Consider the following 19,319-nt stretch of genomic DNA (forward strand, 5'->3'; position numbering starts at 1 on the left):
CTATGTCTGAAGAAACTATTCCACAAATTAGTCTTCGCGATATTCTGCTGGTTGAGTCTGAGTTTAAGAAGCTTGGAGATAAGGGAAAATGGCCTCAGCAGCATACACTGATCAATATTGAATTGAGGGCATCAGAAAGCGAGGATATTACCATCTGTGAACTCACGATAACTTTGACGCCCTCTGATGAAGGTGAACAAGTTTATTATGCAAAGGTAAAGATGGAAGCAGCTTTCATACTCCCGGCAGAACTACCATTCGATCGTGAGCAATTCAAATATATCAACGGCCCTGCGATCATTTACCCATACATCCGGGAGCATATAAGCGCTGTAACTGGAAAAGCCGGAATCGGACCTATATTTTTAGCGCCCTTTAACTTTGTACAACACTACAAAACGCATATTCAGGGGAAAATCACTTCTGACTGAAGTCTTTATCCACCTCCACAGCCTCATACAAATACGCCCGCACCAACTCTTCATCAATCTCCTCCACCCGGGTGAAGGTTTTGCTATAGACCTGCTTTCGGTTGCCTTTTTCGAGAAATCCTATTTCATCGCTGAGTTTATACCCCTGGCAAAAACCCAGTTGTACGCCGTTGAGTTTTACGTTTCCCCATGGCACGGCTGATGGCCAGATAAAACACACCCGGCTATGTCTCCAGTAATAGGGGACATTATAAGACAATTTTTCCCGGCAATCGGGAATACAATCCAGAATAATTTGCCGGAGCACGTCAACAATGACCCGCTCATTGTCGGGGAGGTAGTCCAAAAATGCTTCAACATTATCAAACCTGACGTTTTGCATGGCAGCCATAATATTACCTGTTAACATTTACTTAAAACTAACCGTTTACTGGTTTTGAATATACTGTGTCATTCTGTTTTTCGGAAAAATACTGTTAGTTTACATACTTTCTTCACAACCGATTGTTATGAGTTTACCGTTATTTCAGGAATTTCCGCCAGTGTCTTCTGACGCATGGCGAAAACAGGCAGAAGCAGCGCTGAAGGGGCGCACGATCGAATCGCTGCATTTTGAGCCGGAAAAATTTCTTTCCCTTGCGCCCTGGTACAGGGAGGAAGATATTCGCCACCTTAACCATGAGCTACTCATTCCCCCCGGAAAATTTCCCTTCCGCCGGGGCAACCGCTTCCATGCCTATGGTCCGGGCTGGCAGATCGTCAACGAAATCAGCGCAGACCAGCCGCAGGCAATACAAATTCTGGAAAAAATCCTTACCCACCCTCCCGAAGCCATCGCCCTTTCTGGCTATTACCGCCTTCCGGAACCCAAAGAAACAGAAGCCCTGCTTTCCCAGATTCATTTGCCTTCCACAGCAGTTCACCTCGAAGTAAACCAACGTCCGGTACAAACCGTGCTCGATCTGGTCAAACTCCTCCTTATCCGAAAATTCCGCAAAAACGAACTCACCGGCACACTCTACAACGACCCGATCTCCAAAGCGGCTAGTGCAGGAAAAGCTGTTCACCCTGTGGAGATGGCGCATTGCGAAGGGGGACTGATCAACGGGCGCAACCTCCCAAACTTCCGTACACTGGGGCTGGATTTTTCATGGGTACAGGAAATGGGCGGAACGATCACCGAAGAAATTGCCTTTGCACTGGCTGTGGTGACGGACTACCTCGATTTTTTCGAACAGACAAAGTCCGTATTAGCCCGAAAAGAGATTCTCGAAAATATCGCGATCACCTTTTCTGCGGGAAGCGATTTTTTTATGGAAGCCGCCAAACTACGCGCTTTCCGGATTTTATACGCCAAACTTATTGCTGCCTGGGGAGAAACCCGTGCAGACCTTCAGTCTCCATTTCTCATCACACGCACTTCCCGCCAGAATCTTAGCCTTTACGACCGGCACAACAACCTGCTTCGGGCAACAACAGCCTCGATTTCAGCTATTGCAGGAGGCACAAATGCACTGATCGTAACCGCTTTTGACCGCATGAAAGGGCCGGAAGATATTCAGTCTGCACGACTTTCCGGTAATATCCAGCACCTCCTTCGCCATGAGTCCTATCTGGACAAAGTTACCGACCCCGGCGGGGGTTCCTGGCATCTGGAAATCCTCACTGATCAGCTTGCAGAAGCCGCATGGACACGTTTCCAAAAGATCGAAAAACTCGGCGGATTCAGCCAGATGATGAAAGAAGGGCAGATTTTGCAATTGCTGGAACATTCGGCAGAAAAAAAAGATACAGATTTTGCCAGCCGGAAATCCGTTATGGTAGGGGTCAATCAATACCCTGGTAGTACAGAAGCCTTTCCCGACATTCATGCCCATGAATTTCTTTCCCCATTCGAAGTATTGCGGCTGGAAATGGACAAGCGGACAGCCCAAAGCGGAAAACGCCCGGTGGCTTTTCTGATGACATTTGGCGATGTAAAAATGCGAAACGCCAGAAAACAATTTGCCCGCAACCTGCTAGGTTGCCTTGGATTAAAAATCGGGGAAGAAGGAGAGATTCAATCGGCAGCGCCCGACATTGTTGTCCTGTGCAGCAGCGATGCAGATTATCTCGAAAATGGAAAAACCATGATCGAAAAGGCAAAAAAACAGGCACCGGGCGCTGTAATCATTATAGCAGGAAAGCCCGAAGGCGTAGAAGCACTCCAGGCAGATGACTATATTTTTGCAGGCATGAATGCCCTTGAATTTTTACAAAAACTTGCAGCCAGGATATGAGACCCAAATTTGAAAATATTCCCTATAAAAGCCCTGCCCAAATTCGCGAAATTGCGATAGAATCAGGCGAGCCCGAAAAACCCTGGTGGAAAACGCCGGAGGATATTAGTATAAAAAAAACATATACCCCTGAGGACCTCAAAGGACTGGAACATCTGAAATACGCGGCAGGCATTCCACCATTTCTTCGCGGGCCCTACCCTACGATGTATGCCCAAAAACCATGGACTATTCGCCAGTACGCAGGGTTTTCTACAGCCGAAGAATCCAACGCATTCTACCGGCGCAATCTGGCCGCCGGGCAAAAAGGGCTCTCCGTTGCTTTTGACCTGGCCACACACCGCGGTTATGATTCCGACCACCCAAGGGTAGAAGGCGATGTGGGAAAAGCCGGAGTGGCGATTGATACCGTGGAAGATATGAAAGTCCTGTTTGACAAAATTCCCCTCGACCAAATGTCTGTTTCCATGACGATGAACGGTGCGGTTATTCCCATCATGGCATTTTACATCGTGGCAGCTGAAGAGCAGGGAGTAAAACCCGAACAGTTAAACGGAACGATTCAGAATGATATCCTCAAAGAATTTATGGTGAGGAACACCTACATCTATCCGCCGGCGCCCTCCATGCGGATTGTGAGTGATATATTTGCCTATACTTCCCGGCATATGCCAAAGTTTAACTCCATTTCAGTCAGCGGCTATCATATGCAGGAAGCAGGCGCAACTGCAGATCTGGAAATGGCTTATACCCTTGCCGACGGGCTGGAATATCTCCGCGCAGGAGTAAAAGCCGGACTGAATGTGGACGACTTTGCCCCAAGGATATCTTTTTTCTGGGCTGTGGGGATGAACTTCTTTATGGAAATCGCCAAAATGCGCGCGGCGAGGATGTTGTGGGCCAAAATGGTAAAAACCTTTAACCCCCAAAACCCCAAATCCATGTCCCTGCGCACCCATTGCCAGACATCGGGATGGAGTCTGACGGAACAGGACCCGCTCAACAATATCGCCCGCACCTGTGTAGAAGCCCTGGCGGCAACATTTGGCCACACCCAATCGCTGCACACCAACAGTTTTGACGAGGCCATTGCCCTACCTACAGACTTCTCTGCGCGCATCGCCCGCAATACCCAATTGTACCTTCAGGAAGAAACGGGCATTACCCATTCCGTTGATCCCTGGGCGGGATCGTATTATGTAGAGCGACTCACCCACGAACTCGCCCATAAAGCGTGGGCGCTGATTGAGGAAGTAGAAGAATTGGGGGGAATGACCAAAGCCATAGAAGCCGGGATACCCAAAATGCGCATCGAAGAAGCTGCAACACGCAAGCAGGCGCGAATCGATTCGGGGCAGGACGTGATTGTGGGGGTAAACCGTTTTCAGGCAGAAACAACCACAGATTTTGAGATACGGGAAGTGGACAATGTATCGGTGAGAGAAGGACAAATCAGACAGCTGACAGAAATAAAAGCCCGGAGAGATACTGCCGCAGTAGCCCAATCATTGGAAGCGCTGACAAATGCGGCCCAAAGCGGAGAAGGCAATCTGCTGGCTTTGGCTGTAGAGGCTGCGCGGTTGCGCGCTACCCTCGGAGAAATCTCCGAGGCCATGGAAAAGGCCTTCGGCCGTTTCCGTCCTACCACACAATCGGTATCAGGAGTTTATGCTCAGGAAGTCATGAAAAACCCCGCCTTTGAAAAAGCCCGAAAGATGGCCGACGAATTTGCCAGCAAAGAAGGTCGTCGTCCGCGCATCCTTGTCGCCAAAATGGGCCAGGACGGCCATGACCGGGGTGCAAAAATCATTGCCACCAGTTTTGCCGACCTGGGTTTTGACGTGGACATTGGGCCCTTATTCCAGATACCTGCTGAAGTCGCCATGCAGGCCGCAGAAAATGATGTGCATATTGTAGGCATTTCCAGCATGACGGCTGGGCACAAAACCCTTATTCCACAACTGATCGAAGAACTCAAAAAACTCGGCAGAGAAGACATACTGGTCGTGGCGGGAGGGGTTATTCCTCAACAGGATTATCAATTTTTGTTTGATGCGGGCGTTGCGGGTGTATTTGGCCCCGGGACAGTCATTGCCGATGCTGCCGAAAATATTCTCCAAAAACTCATGAATCACACGTAACTATAGCCCTGCATTCCACGAAATCATCTGAAACCCGATTCCAACCGAAAGCCAGGGAGCGCCCTGATAGGTCCAGACTTTTCCGGGAGATTTGGGTACCATATCTACTCCGCTGAAGACACCAAGCTGGATTTTATCCATTTCCAGAATGATGCCCAGACTCGTGGTAAGTCCGGCGACATCTGTAGTCGAAGTAATTGCTCCGCCGGTATTTTCGGGAAAGGCAGAAATAGAAGAAACACCTGTGGCAAATAAAAAATTGATGAAGTAGGGGTTGAAACGCGACAGCCCTTGTTTGTATCCGACAGAAGTGCCAATGGCTACATCTTTGGATAGATCAAAAGAAGCCGCCTCTTTATTGGGAAAACGAAATTTTACCGGAACCATGATTGCCCCAAAACTGACCGAGGATATTTTATTATAGATTCGGGTTTTGGCCTGAAAATCAAGCATCCGCACACCGTAAAATACAGGTGTTTCCTTTTCAGAAGTGTGCATACGGTTTTGAGAAGATTTGTCGGTATGGTGAAAACGAAAAACATACCAGATGTTTTCTTCGATTGTAGTTGTCCCGATCACCTGAAAAACATCCCCTCTCTGCGCAATGGCACGGGAATTTTCATCAAAGTTCTGGTTGAGCAGGTCATATTGCACCAACTGGGCTTCTGCGACGAAAATAAATAATTTGTCAATATACTCTTCGGAAGCAGTAAGTACGCCCGATGAAGTGTTTTGAGAAAACACTGTGCCTGCCAGTGGCAGACACAGCATTCTCATCAACATAAGAACTTTGAAAGCTTTCATAATGTGATGAATGAGAGATTTTAATGAAAAAGAATTAGTCGAATAATGCAGCAGCTATCGATCCGCCAATAGCTCCGCCTAACGCACCGGCTCCAGCACCAGCAAGACCACCGGCAGGGCCACCGCCAAGAAATCCTGTGATCCCGGTGACAATCGCGCCTTTAATTGCACCTTTTACATCGCCCTTCACCACGTCTTTTACCTTGACAAAAGACTCTCCGGAAGTGCTGCCGGCACTGATTCCAACAACTTCAGGGTTACTTTGAGCCATTCCATCCCAAAACTCCACACTGTACCGCGCAACGGAAGCTGAGGCAAGAATCAGATTTCCCATATCAGTAGTAATTCCGGGTTCTGCCATTACCTGATCTTCCAGTTTTTTCACTTCTGTGATATAAGCTTGCCTGGAAGTAAGGCTGGTATTGTCCAGAAGCGCCATCAGCTTGCGTATGTACAGGATATCCATTTTAGAGGCTCCTTGTTTTACCAGCATAGAATCCATCGAAGGCATGTCCTTTGCCTGAAAAGAAGCTTTTCGGGCAGCATACATCCCAGCAAAATCTTTACTCCCCTCTTTGGTCATATACCAGACGGTCTTGGCATAAATTGTATCTTTGGGAGATCTTCTCCAGCCTAACAGGTCGCCAATCTCTTTTACCCCGTCATTGTGCATTTCACCAAAAAAATCAAACGGGTTCTTTGGATTTGCTTGTGGTTTGGGATCAAAGTCCTGATTTCTGGGACGGACAATCTGTGAATAGGCAAAACTCAGCAGGAGCATTGCAGCGAGAATAAATCTGATGATTTTCATTGTTTTGTTGTTGAAAAGTGAAAGGAGATTAATCTAGGTTTTTCAATTAATTTGTAAGCGCGGCAACAGCAGAACCGACAATTGCACCTGTTACTATCCCACCTAATATTCCGGGAATGATACCACCGGGGCCACCGAGAATGCCCCCCACGATCCCCCCTTTATAACCACCGGCTACGCCGCCTTTGACATCTGCCTTGGCAATTTTCTGGGATACATTAAAAGTGGTCATTCCTGCCCCCGAAGGCATAAGAGAGGGATTGGTGACAAGCATGGTTGACCAGAAATCCAGACTATAACGGCTTACCGCTGCGTCTGCCAGTAGTCCATCCCGCTGGTCCTGCGTAAGGCGGGTATCCGCCATGATTTCAGACTCAATATTCTTGATATTGGTGATTACAGTTGCCTTATTTGTAGCAGATTCATCTCCGAGGGTAGCCAGAAGACGTTTCAGATAATAGGCTTCATAACGGCTAAGTACTGTGGTATTGAGAATTTCTGTCTGCTTTGTCTCGGAAGACGAGATGAAGCCACCCAGAAAATCACGATTGGATTTGTAATGAGAGGAATAATCGTTTTGATCGTCCAGCAATTTGATATACACATCTGTCCAGTAAACCAGCGTATCAACGGGCACCTCCTGCCATCCGGTTTTTTTGCCGAGAAATTCCACAGCGCTGTTGTGCATCTGACCGATATAATCTACCGGATTGTTGGGATTAAACACAATCGGGTCTGGATTGTAGATCGTCGTAGGTGGAATAACTCCCTTTTGGATGCTGTTTGAAGTTGTGATTGTGGTTGCTGTCCTCTGACCGAAAAGTGACGGAAAGACCAGCACGCTGCAAGCAGCGATGATAAAATGTTTAAAGTTCATGTTGTAAAAGGTTAAGGGATACAGAAATAGTGTTTGCGAGAAGAGAATAATTTTTAGTGAAAGGCCATATCCAGTTCGTGGGTATCGCCCGTCATTTCCCAGCTAAAGACTTTTCCCTCCTCATTAAACATCCAGGTAAAATGGCTGGTGAGGCGGGCAGTTTTTTCGGTAGAAATAACCGTTCCGGATACATGTACATCGTTTGTAACGATGAGTCCGTTTGCGGAGAAATTGTGAGGCTCAAATTCTGTGATCTGATAAGATCCACCTAGTTTCTGAAAAAAGTCCAGTGCACCTGCTTTTCCATGAAATGTTCCGGCAAACGGGATGACGTTGTGATCACCAGCATGTTTCCACAATACATTTTCTGTAAGCATATCAAGGATTGCAGGAATATTGCCTTCACCAAACCAGGTATAAATCTGCTGAACAGCGGCAAGGGGGGAAATTTGTGTTGTTTTCATAAAAGAAAGATTAAAAGGTGAAAAAACTTGAAATAATCATTCATCGGACAATACAAAGTTGGTGGGAAATATCGCGTCCCACAATCCGTTCAAAAGAGGAATTAACTATATCCCCGAAAACAGGGATGCCCCTGCAAACCGACGATAAATCGCCTGTTTTGAGAAAGGAAATAATTTCATAAATTAGATTGATCAGCGATACTCCATCCTCAGCACTATCACACGCGAAATCCCAACTTACTATACCAGAGCAATTACCAGAATGGCACCGATCAAAAACCTATTCTTCATTTTGAAAAAAGGCTCATTTATTGTTGCCGCTTTTGGGGGCTTTATTCTGTTTAATACACTTTCTTTTCATCTTTGTGGACAACCCGGGGAACAGATGTTGAGCTCGTCAGTACAGCCTTTGGGCACTTATTCTGCCAAAGACACAGTGCAGATTTGGGCATGGATGGAAACAGGAAAATCGTGGTATCAGCACAATGCAGACTCGGCCAGATTGTATCAGGAAAAAGCCTTAACGCTTGCCAGAAAAACAGGCTTTAAAAAAGGGGAAGCGCGCTGTCTGATCAATCTGGCTAATGCAGTTTATGACCTGGGCGAATACCAGCTTGCCAATGATCTCTGTCAGGAAGCGATTCCTATCTGTCAGGAGATCCATTTAAAGAAAGAACTTGCGGCAGCCTACAACACCCTTGCCAACAGTTGGAACTATCAGGGAAACCGGCACCTGGCCATGAACTATTATGAAAAGAGTCTGAAAGCGATGGAAAATGCCGTGGTTCCGCCCTATTTCCCGATTGCAGTAAGAAATAATCTTTCTGTTTTATATCTTGATCTGAAACTGTATAAAAAAGCACTGGACAATAGCCGAAACTGTCTCCATCTGGCTATCGCATTAAACGATACAGCAACCGCTGCCACTGCCCTTTTGAATATTGGCAATGCCCTGAAAAACCTTCATCAACCAGACAGCGCGCTGATTGCTTTTACAGAAGCGCTGAGTTTTGCCCGAATATCTGACTATCAGACTGTCATTGTCACGACTCTCAGCAATATGTCTGATTTTTATCTTGACAAGGGAGATTTTAGAGAAGCCAGGCGACTACTGGAAGAGTCGCTAAAAATCGCAAAGGAGATCAACGATGAGTATGGAAAAATGATAGATATACATGGCCTGGGGAAAATTGCTTTCTGGGAGAAAAAATATCGTGAAGCAAGAGAAAACTACCTGGAAGCCATCCGTATCGGTGAGCAACTTGAAATGCGTAGTTATACCTATGTCATTTACCTCGATCTCTCAGACCTTGCACTCGCACATGGTGATTTGGACAAATGGGAGATATATAGAAACCGGTATTACAATGTACGTGATTCTGTTGCCAATGAAGACCTGATCCACGCTGTACAGGAAATGGAAACCCGCTATGAGACAGAAAAAAAGGAAAAACAGATCCAGTCCCTTGTCCAGGAAGCAGCCATACGCCAGCTTACACTTAGACAAAGATCGCTGCAACTTTACGGCGTTGCCGGACTGGTTTTGCTCCTTCTAATAACAGGATTTCTTGGTTACAGAAACCTGCAAAACAGGTCAAAACTAGCTACAGCAGCAGCTCTGATGAAAGGTCAGGAAGAAGAAAGAGGGCGACTTGCCAGAGATCTGCATGATGGTTTGGGGGGAAGAATTACGGGTGTAAGACAGTATATTCAATCTCTCGAAAGGCAATCTGACAATATTGCCCCATCGCTAAACCGGGCGATTACGGAGCTGGACCAATGCACTTCTGAGCTTCGCCATATTGCCCGAAATATGATGCCGGAGGCGCTTCTGCGTTTTGGGTTAAAAGAAGCGCTGGAAGACTATTGCGACCACCTCAGAGAAGCAACCAAAGCCGAAATTCACTTTTTCGCTTCCGGCCTGGAAGACAGACTACCGGAAAATAAAGAAATTGTGCTGTTCAGGATAGTACAGGAATTGCTCAACAATGCCGTCAAATACTCCGGCGCTACAGATATCATTGCCCAAATCACCCGGGATGGCAATAAGGTTCATCTGACCGTCGAGGATGACGGAAAAGGGTTTGATCCACAGATTTTACAAACATCACCGGGCGTTGGCTGGATGAATATTGTCTCGCGGGTCCAGTATCTCAATGGAATTCTCGATTGGCATACAGCTCCAGGTAAAGGTTTAAGTGTAAATATTGAAAGCCATGTCTGAAAAAATCCGAGTATTCATTGTAGATGACCACCCGATGGTCGTTGAAGGCATAAAAAGCCTGCTCGAAGCGGCAGAAGGATTTGTGATTGCGGGAACCGCTAATTCAGGCAGCGAGGCAATCCAAAAAATAGAAGAATTATTACCAGACGTTGTACTCGCGGATATCAACCTGCCCGATATGACCGGGATAGATTTATGTAAGCAGATCAAACTAGTACGTCCGGATATCCGGGTATTGGGACTTAGCAATTTTAAAGAGAGAAGTTATATCACCCGAATGATAGAAAGCGGTGCTTCCGGGTATCTGTTGAAAAATATCCCGGGCAAACAACTGGAAGCCGCGGTAAGGATGGCTTTTGAAGGACAAATGTATATGGATATGGAGGTGATGCAAATGATCGTGCGGCCCGATTCGACGGATCCCAATCTTATTCCCCGGATGACTACAAGGGAAAAGGAAGTCCTCAATCTGATCGCGGAGGGATTGACAAATGGCGAGATCGGCGAAAAGCTGTTTATCAGCCCGCTGACGGTGGACAGCCACCGCAAAAATCTGCTGGCAAAGTTTTCTGTTAAAAATACCGCAGCGCTGGTAAAGTTTGCGATTTCCAATAATCTGATATGATTAGGAGCGGGCTTTTTGCTGAAGACTTTCCACCGACAAAATTTATGCTTATTCCGTTGAATAGTTTTTTTCAAGAATTTCCTTGATTAAATTTGTTTTTATCGCAAGTCAAACTTGGGCTGGCAGGTATATAAAACCTAACCAACAGGTAATTATGAAAGAAATAACCTTAAAAATTCCCGACAAAGAGTATAAGTTTTTTATCAAGCTCATCAAAAGCCTGGGGTTTGTAACCATCGAAAAAGCCGATGAAGGAGATTCAAAAGAAGCCATTACCCAAAACCTGATCAGCGGTTTTGAAGAAATGAAGTTATTCAGGGAAGGCAAAATCCAAGGCACGCCGCTTAAAGATTTTTTGAATGAACTTTGAAGTAATTCTTTCAGAAAATTTTATCCGGGAAGCAAAGCGGCTTATCAAGAAATATCCCTCGCTTAAATCTGAACTGAAAGTTTTAGGCGAAGAACTTTCCCAAAACCCTCTGCAAGGAACTCCACTTGGCAATGATGTTTACAAAATTCGCATGGCTATCGCGTCAAAAGGCAAAGGAAAATCCGGAGGAGCCAGAGTGATTTCTTTTGTAAAGATCATCCAAACAACCGTTGTGCTCATCTCCATCTATAATAAAGGTGAAAAAGAAACGATTTCAGATCAGGAGATCCAGCTTCTGCTGAAAAACTACCTTTAAATAAGAAGGTCTGTATTAAGGCTCGAAGTGCAACACCGCAGCACGGGTCAAATTTGCAATTTCCAACAATCTGATAGGATTCTGAGAGGGCTTTTTGCTGAAGACTCGCCGCAGGCGAAAATCCCGAAGGGATGAGGCGGGTGATCGTGCTGAGCTATCGGGAACAGTACACAGCACACCTGCCGCGGTCATTCCTGCTCCAGCGCTGCCCGGAGCCCCTGCACGCCTGTGACAACGCCCCCGCCTGATACCGGGTAACTCCGCTCCAGCGGATAGACGATGAAATGCCGCCGGGTTTTCAGGTCGGCACTGGCAATATGAAATCCTTTGGATGGCGAAGGGGCTGAGCTGTGTTTGACTTCGATCAATGTTTCTGGCATACCGCCCCGGGTAATCACGATATCAGCCTCCGCACCGTCGGCAGTACGGTAAAAGAACACATCGCTTCCGGCTGGCAGGGTAGCCATGACCTCCTGCAATACATATCCCTCCCATGAAGTGCCCAGTACCGGGTGCCGCAGCAGGGCATCATAGGCCGGGAGATCCAGCAGGCCATGCAGAATCCCTGAGTCGCGGATATACACCTTAGGAGACTTGACGAGACGTTTGCCGATGTTGGCGTGGTAGGGCATCAAGCGGCGTATCAGGTAAGCGGCCTCCAGAAAATCGAGGTAACGCCGCACGCTCGTAGCGCTGATCCCCAGCGAAGCAGCTAGCTGGCTGATATTGAGCATCTGACCGTGGAGATGCGCCAGCATGGTCCAAAGCCGCCGGATGAGCATCGGGTCGGCCCGAAGGCCCAGCATGGGCAGATCGCGCTCCAGATAGGTCTGGATAAAGTTCTGCCGCCACTGCATGCTGCGCCGCTGGTCCGGTGCCAGAAATGCCTCAGGAAATCCGCCCCGCAGCCAGTGCTGGCGCTGGTCGGTGCCGGGCCCTGTTTCTGCCAGCGTCAGTGGTTTTAACTCATAATACGCGATCCGCCCGGCCAGCGACTCAGAGGCATCCCGGATCAGATCGGGCGAGGCAGAGCCCAGCAGGATAAACCTGCCCGGCTGACGGTGCCGGTCTATCAGTCCCCGCAGGACTGGAAACAGATGGGGTACCCGCTGCACCTCGTCTATGATGAGGGTTTTGTCGCGGTGCTGCTCAAGAAACAGCGTAGGCTCCTGGAGAAGGGCAAGATCCTGCGGCAGCTCCAGGTCTATATACAGCGCTGGGCGGTCCAGATGGTCCGCCAGATGAAGGGCAAGCGATGTCTTTCCGACCTGGCGTGGCCCTACAATCGCTACTGCAGGGAAATATGCGCACAGATCAAGGATTTCTTGCTCGGCAATTCGGGAAAGATAATTCATTTAACCCCGTTAATTAATTTTTTTTTGGTGGATTTACGGGGTTAAATGTGCAAAAAATACGCGAGACTGGCAAATACTTAGCCCGGATTTTGGTTTGCGCCCGGTTGCAAGACTGGTTCGGGCTTCTTTACACGTTACATTTGTTTTGTACATTGTAATGCAACCTCATGGATATACTGTTTGAAATCAATAACCGCCGTGTCTCAACAACCTCAAACCTGTTTCAAGGGAAACTTTTTTCCTGAATCAGTTACGCTACAAACATCAGGTTAGCTACCCCAACACCGGAGACTTTCTCGTCAACGATCAGTATATATTTGAAGTAGGAGGAAGAGGAAAAGACAGTCGTCAAATCAAAGATGTCCAAAATGCTTTTATTGCCGCAGATGAAATTGAAACAGGAATCGGTAATAAAATTCCCTTATGGTTGTTTGGATTTTTTTATTAAAACTGAACGCCGCTACGTCCCCTCACTTTGCCAGACTGGCCAGGTTTGGTTTAGCAGAAGACAAAAAAAATAAACCGATTGACCCAGGCATATTGTCAGATTCAGCGTAGCTATTACTATCTGACTTACTTTCTTCATTTTACCCTGATTGTTTGCCCCTCCCTCGCGAGGTGATTCTCCCCGCTCCGTGTAAAAAATCCTGCCCGAAAAGATTCCGGAGAATCCTTCTTCGTTACCTTATCCAGCAAATAATAATCCGCCCGGGCCTCTTCCTTCGTCAAAGTCAGCACAAAATATCCGTGATCTCGCAAATTGATATACTTCAGATGGGGATTTATCGGCTGGCGACCGCCAGGGTATTTACGGTTTCGCCGGTAGTCCTTTCCCAGATTGCCCTCCAGCCACCTGACTCCGGCTCTTGCTGTACCGGTATATCTGACAACCCTGACAGAACGGGCAAATTCATCAAAATTGCCTGAAGATATGCTGGGCGTGGCAAACTCAACCGCCACTGCGCCCTCGCCTGTCTCGGAATTGTATTCAGGCGCATTTCCCGTCAGGGGAAAATTCCAGTCGTCCACCGGCACATCAAACACCATACTCACATGAAAGTCGCCCGTGAGTATGACCACATTGTCAATCTTTTCCTCCTGCAAAAACCGGGTGATTTTCAATCGCTCTGCCGGATAACCGTCCCAGATGTCCAACATCGCATTTTCGATTTTTTTACTCAGGTGGCTGGCATACAAAGGCGAAAATATCACCTGATTGCCCAATACCTTCCACCGCGCCTGAGAGCTTTCCAGATTTTTCAACAGCCAGTCCAGTTGTTCTGCCCCAAGAATAGAACGGTTGGAATCAGACAATTCGGCCCGGTCGATATCGTAAATCTGTGGGTCGCGCCCTTCCGTACGAGTGTCAACCATCAGCAGATCGGCCATTTTCCCATAACTGATTTTCCGGTAAACTTTCTGTCCGGGATAATCGCGAATAGGCATCCACTCAAAATATGCCTGCTTGGCATTTTGAAGGCGCGTTGCCCATTCTCCGTCCCTTTCCGGATTGTGCCCCGGTGCGCCGTTTTTATTGGAGTTATTGCTTGACTCATGATCATCCCAGACTGTGATAAACGGAAGTACCCGATGCGCTTCCTGAAGATCAGGATCACTTCGGTACTGCGCATACCGCTGGCGGTAATCGCTCAGGGTGATGATCTCCTTTTGTGGCTCGTGGATACGCTCTTTGGGCCAGCGGGGGTCGCGTTTTGATGCAAAAGACTCGTAGATATAATCGCCCAGATGAATCACTGCGTTGAGGTCTTTTCTCTCTGCAATATGGCGGTAAGCAGTAAAATAGCCGTGCTGGTAATTGTTGCAGGAAACCACTGCAAATTTCAGTTGATCAGTATCTGTCTCGGGGGTCGTATAGGTAATACCTGTAGGGGAAAATTGACCGGAGGCAGAAAAACGATAAAAATACCGGGTATCGGGTTTTAACCCCAATACATCCACTTTTGCGGTAAAATCTTTTTCATTCGAAGTTTCCAGGTCGCCAGTCCCGACCACCAATCTAAAACTGCTGTCTGATGCCATTTCCCAGGTTAGCGTCACCTGAGATTCCCAATCATCTGCTTCAACTTTTGTCCAGATAACTACCCGGTCAGACAACGGATCACCGGAAGCCACCCCATATGGAAAAACATTCGCCCCCAAAACATTCATACTCCAGCCTGCTGCTGCCAGAAAAAGAGAGAATATATAAAAGGATTTTGTACTTATCATTCCGTCGCTGTTTGTGCAAGATCAATTGGGAAAATAAACAGGATGTTAAAATACAATCTTCCTCCGTAATTTTCTGAAATCTGTGGCGAAGATCATTCCTCTTGCCTATATTCGCCCCCATGTCAGACAACAAGATCATTTTCTCGATGCAGGGCGTAAGCAAGATTTACCCGCCCTCCAAACAAGTGCTAAAAAATATATGGCTCTCCTTTTTCTACGGAGCTAAAATCGGTGTATTGGGGCTCAATGGTTCAGGGAAATCCAGCTTACTGAAAATCATTGCAGGCCTGGATACCGACTACCAGGGAACCATCACCTTTGACAAGGAATATAAAATCGGCTACCTCGCCCAGGAACCCCAGCTTGACGAAACCAAAACCGTGAAGGAAGTCGTTCAGGAAGGTGTTCAGCATATCGTCGATGTGGTCAATGCCTATGAAGCGATATCTATGAAGCTGGGAGAACCGATGGACGACGATGAAATGATGAAGGTCATCGAAGAACAAGGCGAACTCCTCGAACAAATGGATCATCTTGACGCATGGGACCTCGACCATACGCTCGAACTGGCCATGGAATCGCTGCGCTGTCCGCCCGATGACGCAAAAGTATCTGTACTCTCAGGCGGAGAGCGCCGTCGCGTGGCCCTTTGCCGGCTGCTCCTGAGCAAACCCGACATCCTCCTGCTCGACGAACCTACCAACCACCTCGACGCGGAAAGTGTACACTGGCTCGAACAGTTTCTCAAATCCTTCCCGGGTACCGTCATCGCCGTTACCCACGACCGGTATTTCCTAGACAACGTCGCCGGGTGGATACTCGAACTCGACCGCGGCGAAGGCATACCATGGAAAGGAAATTACAGCTCATGGCTCGAACAAAAAGCCGAGCGCCTCGCCAAGGAAGAAAAATCAGAATCCAAACGCCAGAAAACCCTGCGCCGCGAACTGGAATGGTCACGAATGGCTCCCAAAGCGCGTCAGGCTAAAGGCAAAGCCCGTCTCAACGCCTACGAAGAGATGAACAATGCCGAAATCAAAGAAAAAGAAGCAAAACTGGAACTCTTTATTCCGCCCGGACAACGTCTCGGAAATAATGTCATCGATATTAAAAACCTCCGTAAGTCGTACGACAACCGGGTACTGATTGACGATCTCAACCTCTCGATCCCCCGCAATGCGATTGTCGGAATCATCGGCCCCAATGGGGTAGGTAAATCTACCCTATTCCGCATGATCATGGGAGAAGAACAACCCGACAGTGGAACGATTGAAACCGGAAGTACGGTACAACTGGTATATGTGGATCAATCCCACAAGGACCTCCTTCCCGAAAAAACGATATACGAAGTCGTGAGTGGCGGCACTGAGTTTCTTCAGGTAGGCGGCAGTACGCTCAATGTACGTGCTTACCTCGGCAAGTTTAACTTTGTGGGTGCTGACCAGCAAAAAAAGGTAGGCGTACTTTCAGGAGGAGAAAGAAACCGGCTGCATCTGGCCATCACGCTTAAGTCAGGCGGAAACGTTCTCCTGCTCGACGAGCCCACTAACGATATCGACGTGAATACCCTGCGGGCGCTGGAAGAAGCCATTGAAAACTTTGCAGGCTGTGTGTTATTGATCTCTCACGACCGGTGGTTTATCGACCGGTTGGCAACACATATTCTTTCCTATGAAGACGATGGCGAAGTGATATTTTTTGAGGGCAATTTCAGCGACTTCGAAGCAAATAAAAAAGCACGGCTTGGAGATATTACGCCTAAAAGACCGAGGTTTAAGAGTCTGTTGTGATTTGAATTCGATGCTGATGAAGCAGAATTATCATAAGTTTATACTTGGTAAAGAATCTCCACTGGGTTTTACATTATTTGGAGTTGTGATTGCTTTGGCAGGAGGCAGATTAGCTTTATTTGACGGCTTTTGGGGGGGATTTATTCCACTATTAGTTGGCCTGACAATAACGTTTTCCATCACAGGGATAATACTGGATACAGAACGTAAACGAATCAAGGAATATACCTCAATATGGTTTATGAAATTTGGCAAATGGTATTCCCTCGATAGTTATCCTGATATCCTTGTTTTGAGAAGAAATCGAAGCAATGGAATGAATATGTATGGAACCGGAAGCACTATAATGACAACCTCTACGGTAATATTTGAAGTATCTTTTGCCAGCCCCAATCATCTTGAACTTTTCCTTATAGCCAGGAAATATAATGAGCATGAAGCGTATCGCCTTGCAAGAGAATTAGAAAAAGAAACGGGTCATGAACTGGTTCGGTACAATCCGGGAAAACAGCAGCCACGCATGAAGTTATAGTGTGTTAAGTATAAATATACTCTCAGACTATTTGCAGAAACCTTATATCTTGCAACAGATACTGTTTTTTGGAACTATTAACCTACTCCTCAAAAATGAAAATTTACCTGTTTACAATTCCCGTCCTTTTCCTCCTGATTTTCGCTGGATGTGAAAAGAATAATAGCGGTCAGGCCAGTAGCCATGCGGCAGCTTCCCGCGAGTTTTATCAGCTTAAAATCTATTCTTTTGACACGGATATTCAGGAAGAAGCGGCTGACCATTATTTCGAACATGCATATCTCCCCGCCCTGAAAAAACAGGGAATAGGAAAAACCGGCGTATTCAGAGCAAGACTGGATGAAAAAGATACGCTGAGAAAAATATATGTTCTGATTCCCTTTTCCTCAATGGACCAGTTTGCATCTCTCGAAGAAAACCTCCTCAAAGACGAAACATATCTGGCAGCAGGAGAAGATTTCATCAATGCATCACCTGAAAATGCACCTTACAAAAGAATCGAGTCTGTGCTGATGAAAGCCTTTCCGGATATGCCGGCCATGGATGTTCCCAAACTGGATGGCCCGAGAGTGGACCGTGTATATGAATTGCGTAGTTATGAGTCTGCAACCGAAGCCAAATACCGCAACAAAGTAGATATGTTTAATGCCGGAGGCGAAATCAAACTGTTTGACCGGCTGAACTTTAACGCAGTATTTTATGCCGAAGTGCTGTCAGGCGCGCATATGCCCAACCTCATGTATATGACCACATTCAATGATCAGGTGACGAGGGATTCGCTTTGGAAAGAATTTTTTGCCTCTCCGGAATGGACAGAACTGAAAGCCATAGAGAAATACAAGAACAATGTGTCGCACGCGGATATCATGTTTATGTACCCGACGGAGTATTCGGATTATTAAAAATTTACAGAATTCATGGCTCTTTTTCGAGTGGCAATTTTATTATTTTTTTTATGCGTCTCGCCAGTATTTGCCCAACAGATTCTCGTAACCAAAGGCCTGATCGCTTTTTGGGACTTTAAAGAAGAAGCTGGTCAGGCCCGCATAGCCCAGGGTAAGGGCACATTTCCCCTGACCGAGCAAAATGGCACAATTCCCCGCATTCCTGAAGGGCCCTTGTCTGGTTATTCTGCCCGGTTTGGCAATAAAGCATTTCTTTCTTTACCCAATGAAGCAACCGGTGAACTAAACCTATTCGGAAAAAAGCAAGGCGTAACCGTCATAGCCTGGGTAAAATGGACAGGAGAGCAAACAGGTTTTGTGGGAGGAATGTGGAATGAATATCTCGACGGAGGAAAAAGGCAGTACGGCCTGTTTGTCTCATTGCCCTATTACAACGGTAAAAATCAGGTTTGCGGGCATATTTCCCAAACAGGTAAACCAACCCCACCCTTCCCTTATTCGATCGATTATTCTGCAAGTAAACAGGAAGTAACGCCCAATGAATGGGTCTGCGTGGCTTTTACCTACAATGGCAAATACATCAAGTCTTATGTAAATGGCGTATTCGAAGCCCGGGAGCCCGAGTTGATCGATCATACCAAAGGGTTTGAAGGTTACCCCGAAGGTTTGACACAGATCAAAAATCCCTATCATTTCCCCGCCGGAATGGGCAATAATGGTTCAGATTTTACTGTGGGCGCTGTCTTGCTCAAATCAGGCATGGGCAATTTTTTCAAAGGGCAGATCGGCGGGTTGGCGGTGTTTGACAGGGCGTTGAAGGAAAAAGAAATTCAAGCTTTGGTAGGGGAGTAAGGCAGATTAGAGCAGAGAAGCTATTCAATCCTCTAATAACGCTTCAACCTCTGACTTTAGATGTGGTAAGTCCTGATGAACATGTTCAAAAATGGTGCGACGAGAAACTGCATCATATTGATGAATCAGTGTATTGCGGAAATTAATTGCCCAGTCTGAATGGGAAAGTACTACGCCCATTTTTTGAAGCTTATTGAGCGCTTCACCTATAATCCCCAGTTCTCTTTCAAGGGCAAATGCAGCGGTAATATTGGTTTCCAAATCTTACAAAGAGTGTATGCCCGAAAGGTGGAAATCAAAAACCCGCTGAATAG

The 19,319-nt window shown here is 46.9% G+C and carries 19 protein-coding genes; 11 read left to right on the forward strand and 8 right to left on the reverse strand.

What is annotated here, in order from left to right; genetic code table 11:
* The first annotated feature begins 2 nt into the window (after positions 1 to 2).
* Entirely contained in the window at positions 3 to 431 is a 429-nt protein-coding gene (locus R3D00_24715) for a protein-export chaperone SecB (GenBank protein MEZ4776401.1), read from the forward strand.
* Here R3D00_24715 and R3D00_24720 read toward each other — a convergent pair.
* Positions 418 to 822, reverse strand: a complete 405-nt coding sequence (locus R3D00_24720; GenBank protein ID MEZ4776402.1) for a DUF1801 domain-containing protein — start codon at positions 820 to 822, stop codon at positions 418 to 420. The genes R3D00_24715 and R3D00_24720 overlap by 14 nt on opposite strands.
* Before the next feature lie 118 nt (positions 823 to 940).
* Between R3D00_24720 and R3D00_24725 the strand changes: the two genes are divergently transcribed.
* Positions 941 to 2,710 (forward strand): methylmalonyl-CoA mutase family protein, encoded by a 1,770-nt coding sequence (locus R3D00_24725; protein ID MEZ4776403.1) that lies wholly within the window; start codon positions 941 to 943, stop codon positions 2,708 to 2,710.
* Entirely contained in the window at positions 2,707 to 4,851 is a 2,145-nt protein-coding gene (scpA, locus tag R3D00_24730) for a methylmalonyl-CoA mutase (protein ID MEZ4776404.1), read from the forward strand. The genes R3D00_24725 and scpA overlap by 4 nt, the downstream gene beginning before the upstream one ends.
* Here scpA and R3D00_24735 read toward each other — a convergent pair whose 3' ends face one another.
* From R3D00_24735 to R3D00_24750, 4 genes are read right to left on the reverse strand one after another with little or no spacing between them, the layout of a single operon-like run.
* Complete coding sequence (locus R3D00_24735) at positions 4,852 to 5,655, reverse strand: hypothetical protein (GenBank protein ID MEZ4776405.1); 804 nt, start codon at positions 5,653 to 5,655, stop codon at positions 4,852 to 4,854.
* Between the two features lie 34 nt (positions 5,656 to 5,689).
* Positions 5,690 to 6,466, reverse strand: coding sequence for a hypothetical protein (locus tag R3D00_24740; protein MEZ4776406.1), 777 nt, complete (start codon positions 6,464 to 6,466; stop codon positions 5,690 to 5,692).
* A 46-nt stretch (positions 6,467 to 6,512) separates the two neighbouring features.
* A complete protein-coding gene (locus tag R3D00_24745) occupies positions 6,513 to 7,343 on the reverse strand; it encodes a hypothetical protein (GenBank protein MEZ4776407.1) in 831 nt (276 codons plus the stop codon).
* Between the two features lie 53 nt (positions 7,344 to 7,396).
* Positions 7,397 to 7,807, reverse strand: a complete 411-nt coding sequence (locus tag R3D00_24750; GenBank protein MEZ4776408.1) for a nuclear transport factor 2 family protein — start codon at positions 7,805 to 7,807, stop codon at positions 7,397 to 7,399.
* Positions 7,808 to 8,099: 292 nt separating this feature from the next.
* On the opposite strand from R3D00_24750, the gene R3D00_24755 reads away from it, so the two are divergent.
* From R3D00_24755 to R3D00_24770, 4 genes are all read left to right on the forward strand, one after another.
* Positions 8,100 to 10,031: a sensor histidine kinase gene (locus R3D00_24755; protein ID MEZ4776409.1), complete on the forward strand. Its 1,932-nt coding sequence runs from the start codon at positions 8,100 to 8,102 to the stop codon at positions 10,029 to 10,031.
* A complete protein-coding gene (locus R3D00_24760) occupies positions 10,024 to 10,656 on the forward strand; it encodes a response regulator transcription factor (protein ID MEZ4776410.1) in 633 nt (210 codons plus the stop codon). Before R3D00_24755 ends, R3D00_24760 begins: the two co-directional genes overlap by 8 nt.
* Before the next feature lie 154 nt (positions 10,657 to 10,810).
* On the forward strand, positions 10,811 to 11,026 hold the full coding sequence (locus R3D00_24765) for a hypothetical protein (GenBank protein ID MEZ4776411.1): 216 nt from the start codon (positions 10,811 to 10,813) through the stop codon (positions 11,024 to 11,026).
* On the forward strand, positions 11,016 to 11,342 hold the full coding sequence (locus R3D00_24770) for a type II toxin-antitoxin system RelE/ParE family toxin (GenBank protein ID MEZ4776412.1): 327 nt from the start codon (positions 11,016 to 11,018) through the stop codon (positions 11,340 to 11,342). Before R3D00_24765 ends, R3D00_24770 begins: the two co-directional genes overlap by 11 nt.
* Positions 11,343 to 11,530: 188 nt before the next feature.
* On the opposite strand, the gene R3D00_24775 is transcribed toward R3D00_24770, so the two are convergent.
* Together R3D00_24775 and R3D00_24780 are read right to left on the reverse strand one after the other, a co-directional pair.
* Positions 11,531 to 12,697 (reverse strand): ATP-binding protein, encoded by a 1,167-nt coding sequence (locus R3D00_24775; protein ID MEZ4776413.1) that lies wholly within the window; start codon positions 12,695 to 12,697, stop codon positions 11,531 to 11,533.
* Between the two features lie 582 nt (positions 12,698 to 13,279).
* A complete protein-coding gene (locus R3D00_24780) occupies positions 13,280 to 14,926 on the reverse strand; it encodes an alkaline phosphatase D family protein (GenBank protein ID MEZ4776414.1) in 1,647 nt (548 codons plus the stop codon).
* Positions 14,927 to 15,045: 119 nt separating this feature from the next.
* Between R3D00_24780 and ettA the strand changes: the two genes are divergently transcribed.
* The 4 genes from ettA to R3D00_24800 all read left to right on the forward strand — a co-directional run bounded on the left by ettA (position 15,046) and on the right by R3D00_24800 (position 19,005).
* Complete coding sequence (ettA, locus tag R3D00_24785; protein MEZ4776415.1) at positions 15,046 to 16,716, forward strand: energy-dependent translational throttle protein EttA; 1,671 nt, start codon at positions 15,046 to 15,048, stop codon at positions 16,714 to 16,716.
* A gap of 16 nt (positions 16,717 to 16,732) precedes the next feature.
* Positions 16,733 to 17,248, forward strand: a complete 516-nt coding sequence (locus R3D00_24790; GenBank protein MEZ4776416.1) for a hypothetical protein — start codon at positions 16,733 to 16,735, stop codon at positions 17,246 to 17,248.
* A gap of 95 nt (positions 17,249 to 17,343) precedes the next feature.
* The gene (locus R3D00_24795; protein MEZ4776417.1) at positions 17,344 to 18,150 is read left to right on the forward strand and encodes an NIPSNAP family protein; all 807 of its coding nucleotides are present in this window, start codon (positions 17,344 to 17,346) and stop codon (positions 18,148 to 18,150) included.
* A gap of 15 nt (positions 18,151 to 18,165) precedes the next feature.
* The gene (locus tag R3D00_24800) at positions 18,166 to 19,005 is read left to right on the forward strand and encodes a LamG domain-containing protein (protein ID MEZ4776418.1); all 840 of its coding nucleotides are present in this window, start codon (positions 18,166 to 18,168) and stop codon (positions 19,003 to 19,005) included.
* Positions 19,006 to 19,029: 24 nt separating this feature from the next.
* Here R3D00_24800 and R3D00_24805 read toward each other — a convergent pair whose 3' ends face one another.
* Positions 19,030 to 19,266 (reverse strand): HepT-like ribonuclease domain-containing protein, encoded by a 237-nt coding sequence (locus tag R3D00_24805; GenBank protein MEZ4776419.1) that lies wholly within the window; start codon positions 19,264 to 19,266, stop codon positions 19,030 to 19,032.
* Positions 19,267 to 19,319: the final 53 nt, after the last annotated feature.

The sequence above is a fragment of the Bacteroidia bacterium genome, assembly GCA_041391665.1.
In the GTDB taxonomy this organism is placed as follows: domain Bacteria; phylum Bacteroidota; class Bacteroidia; order J057; family J057; genus JAGQVA01.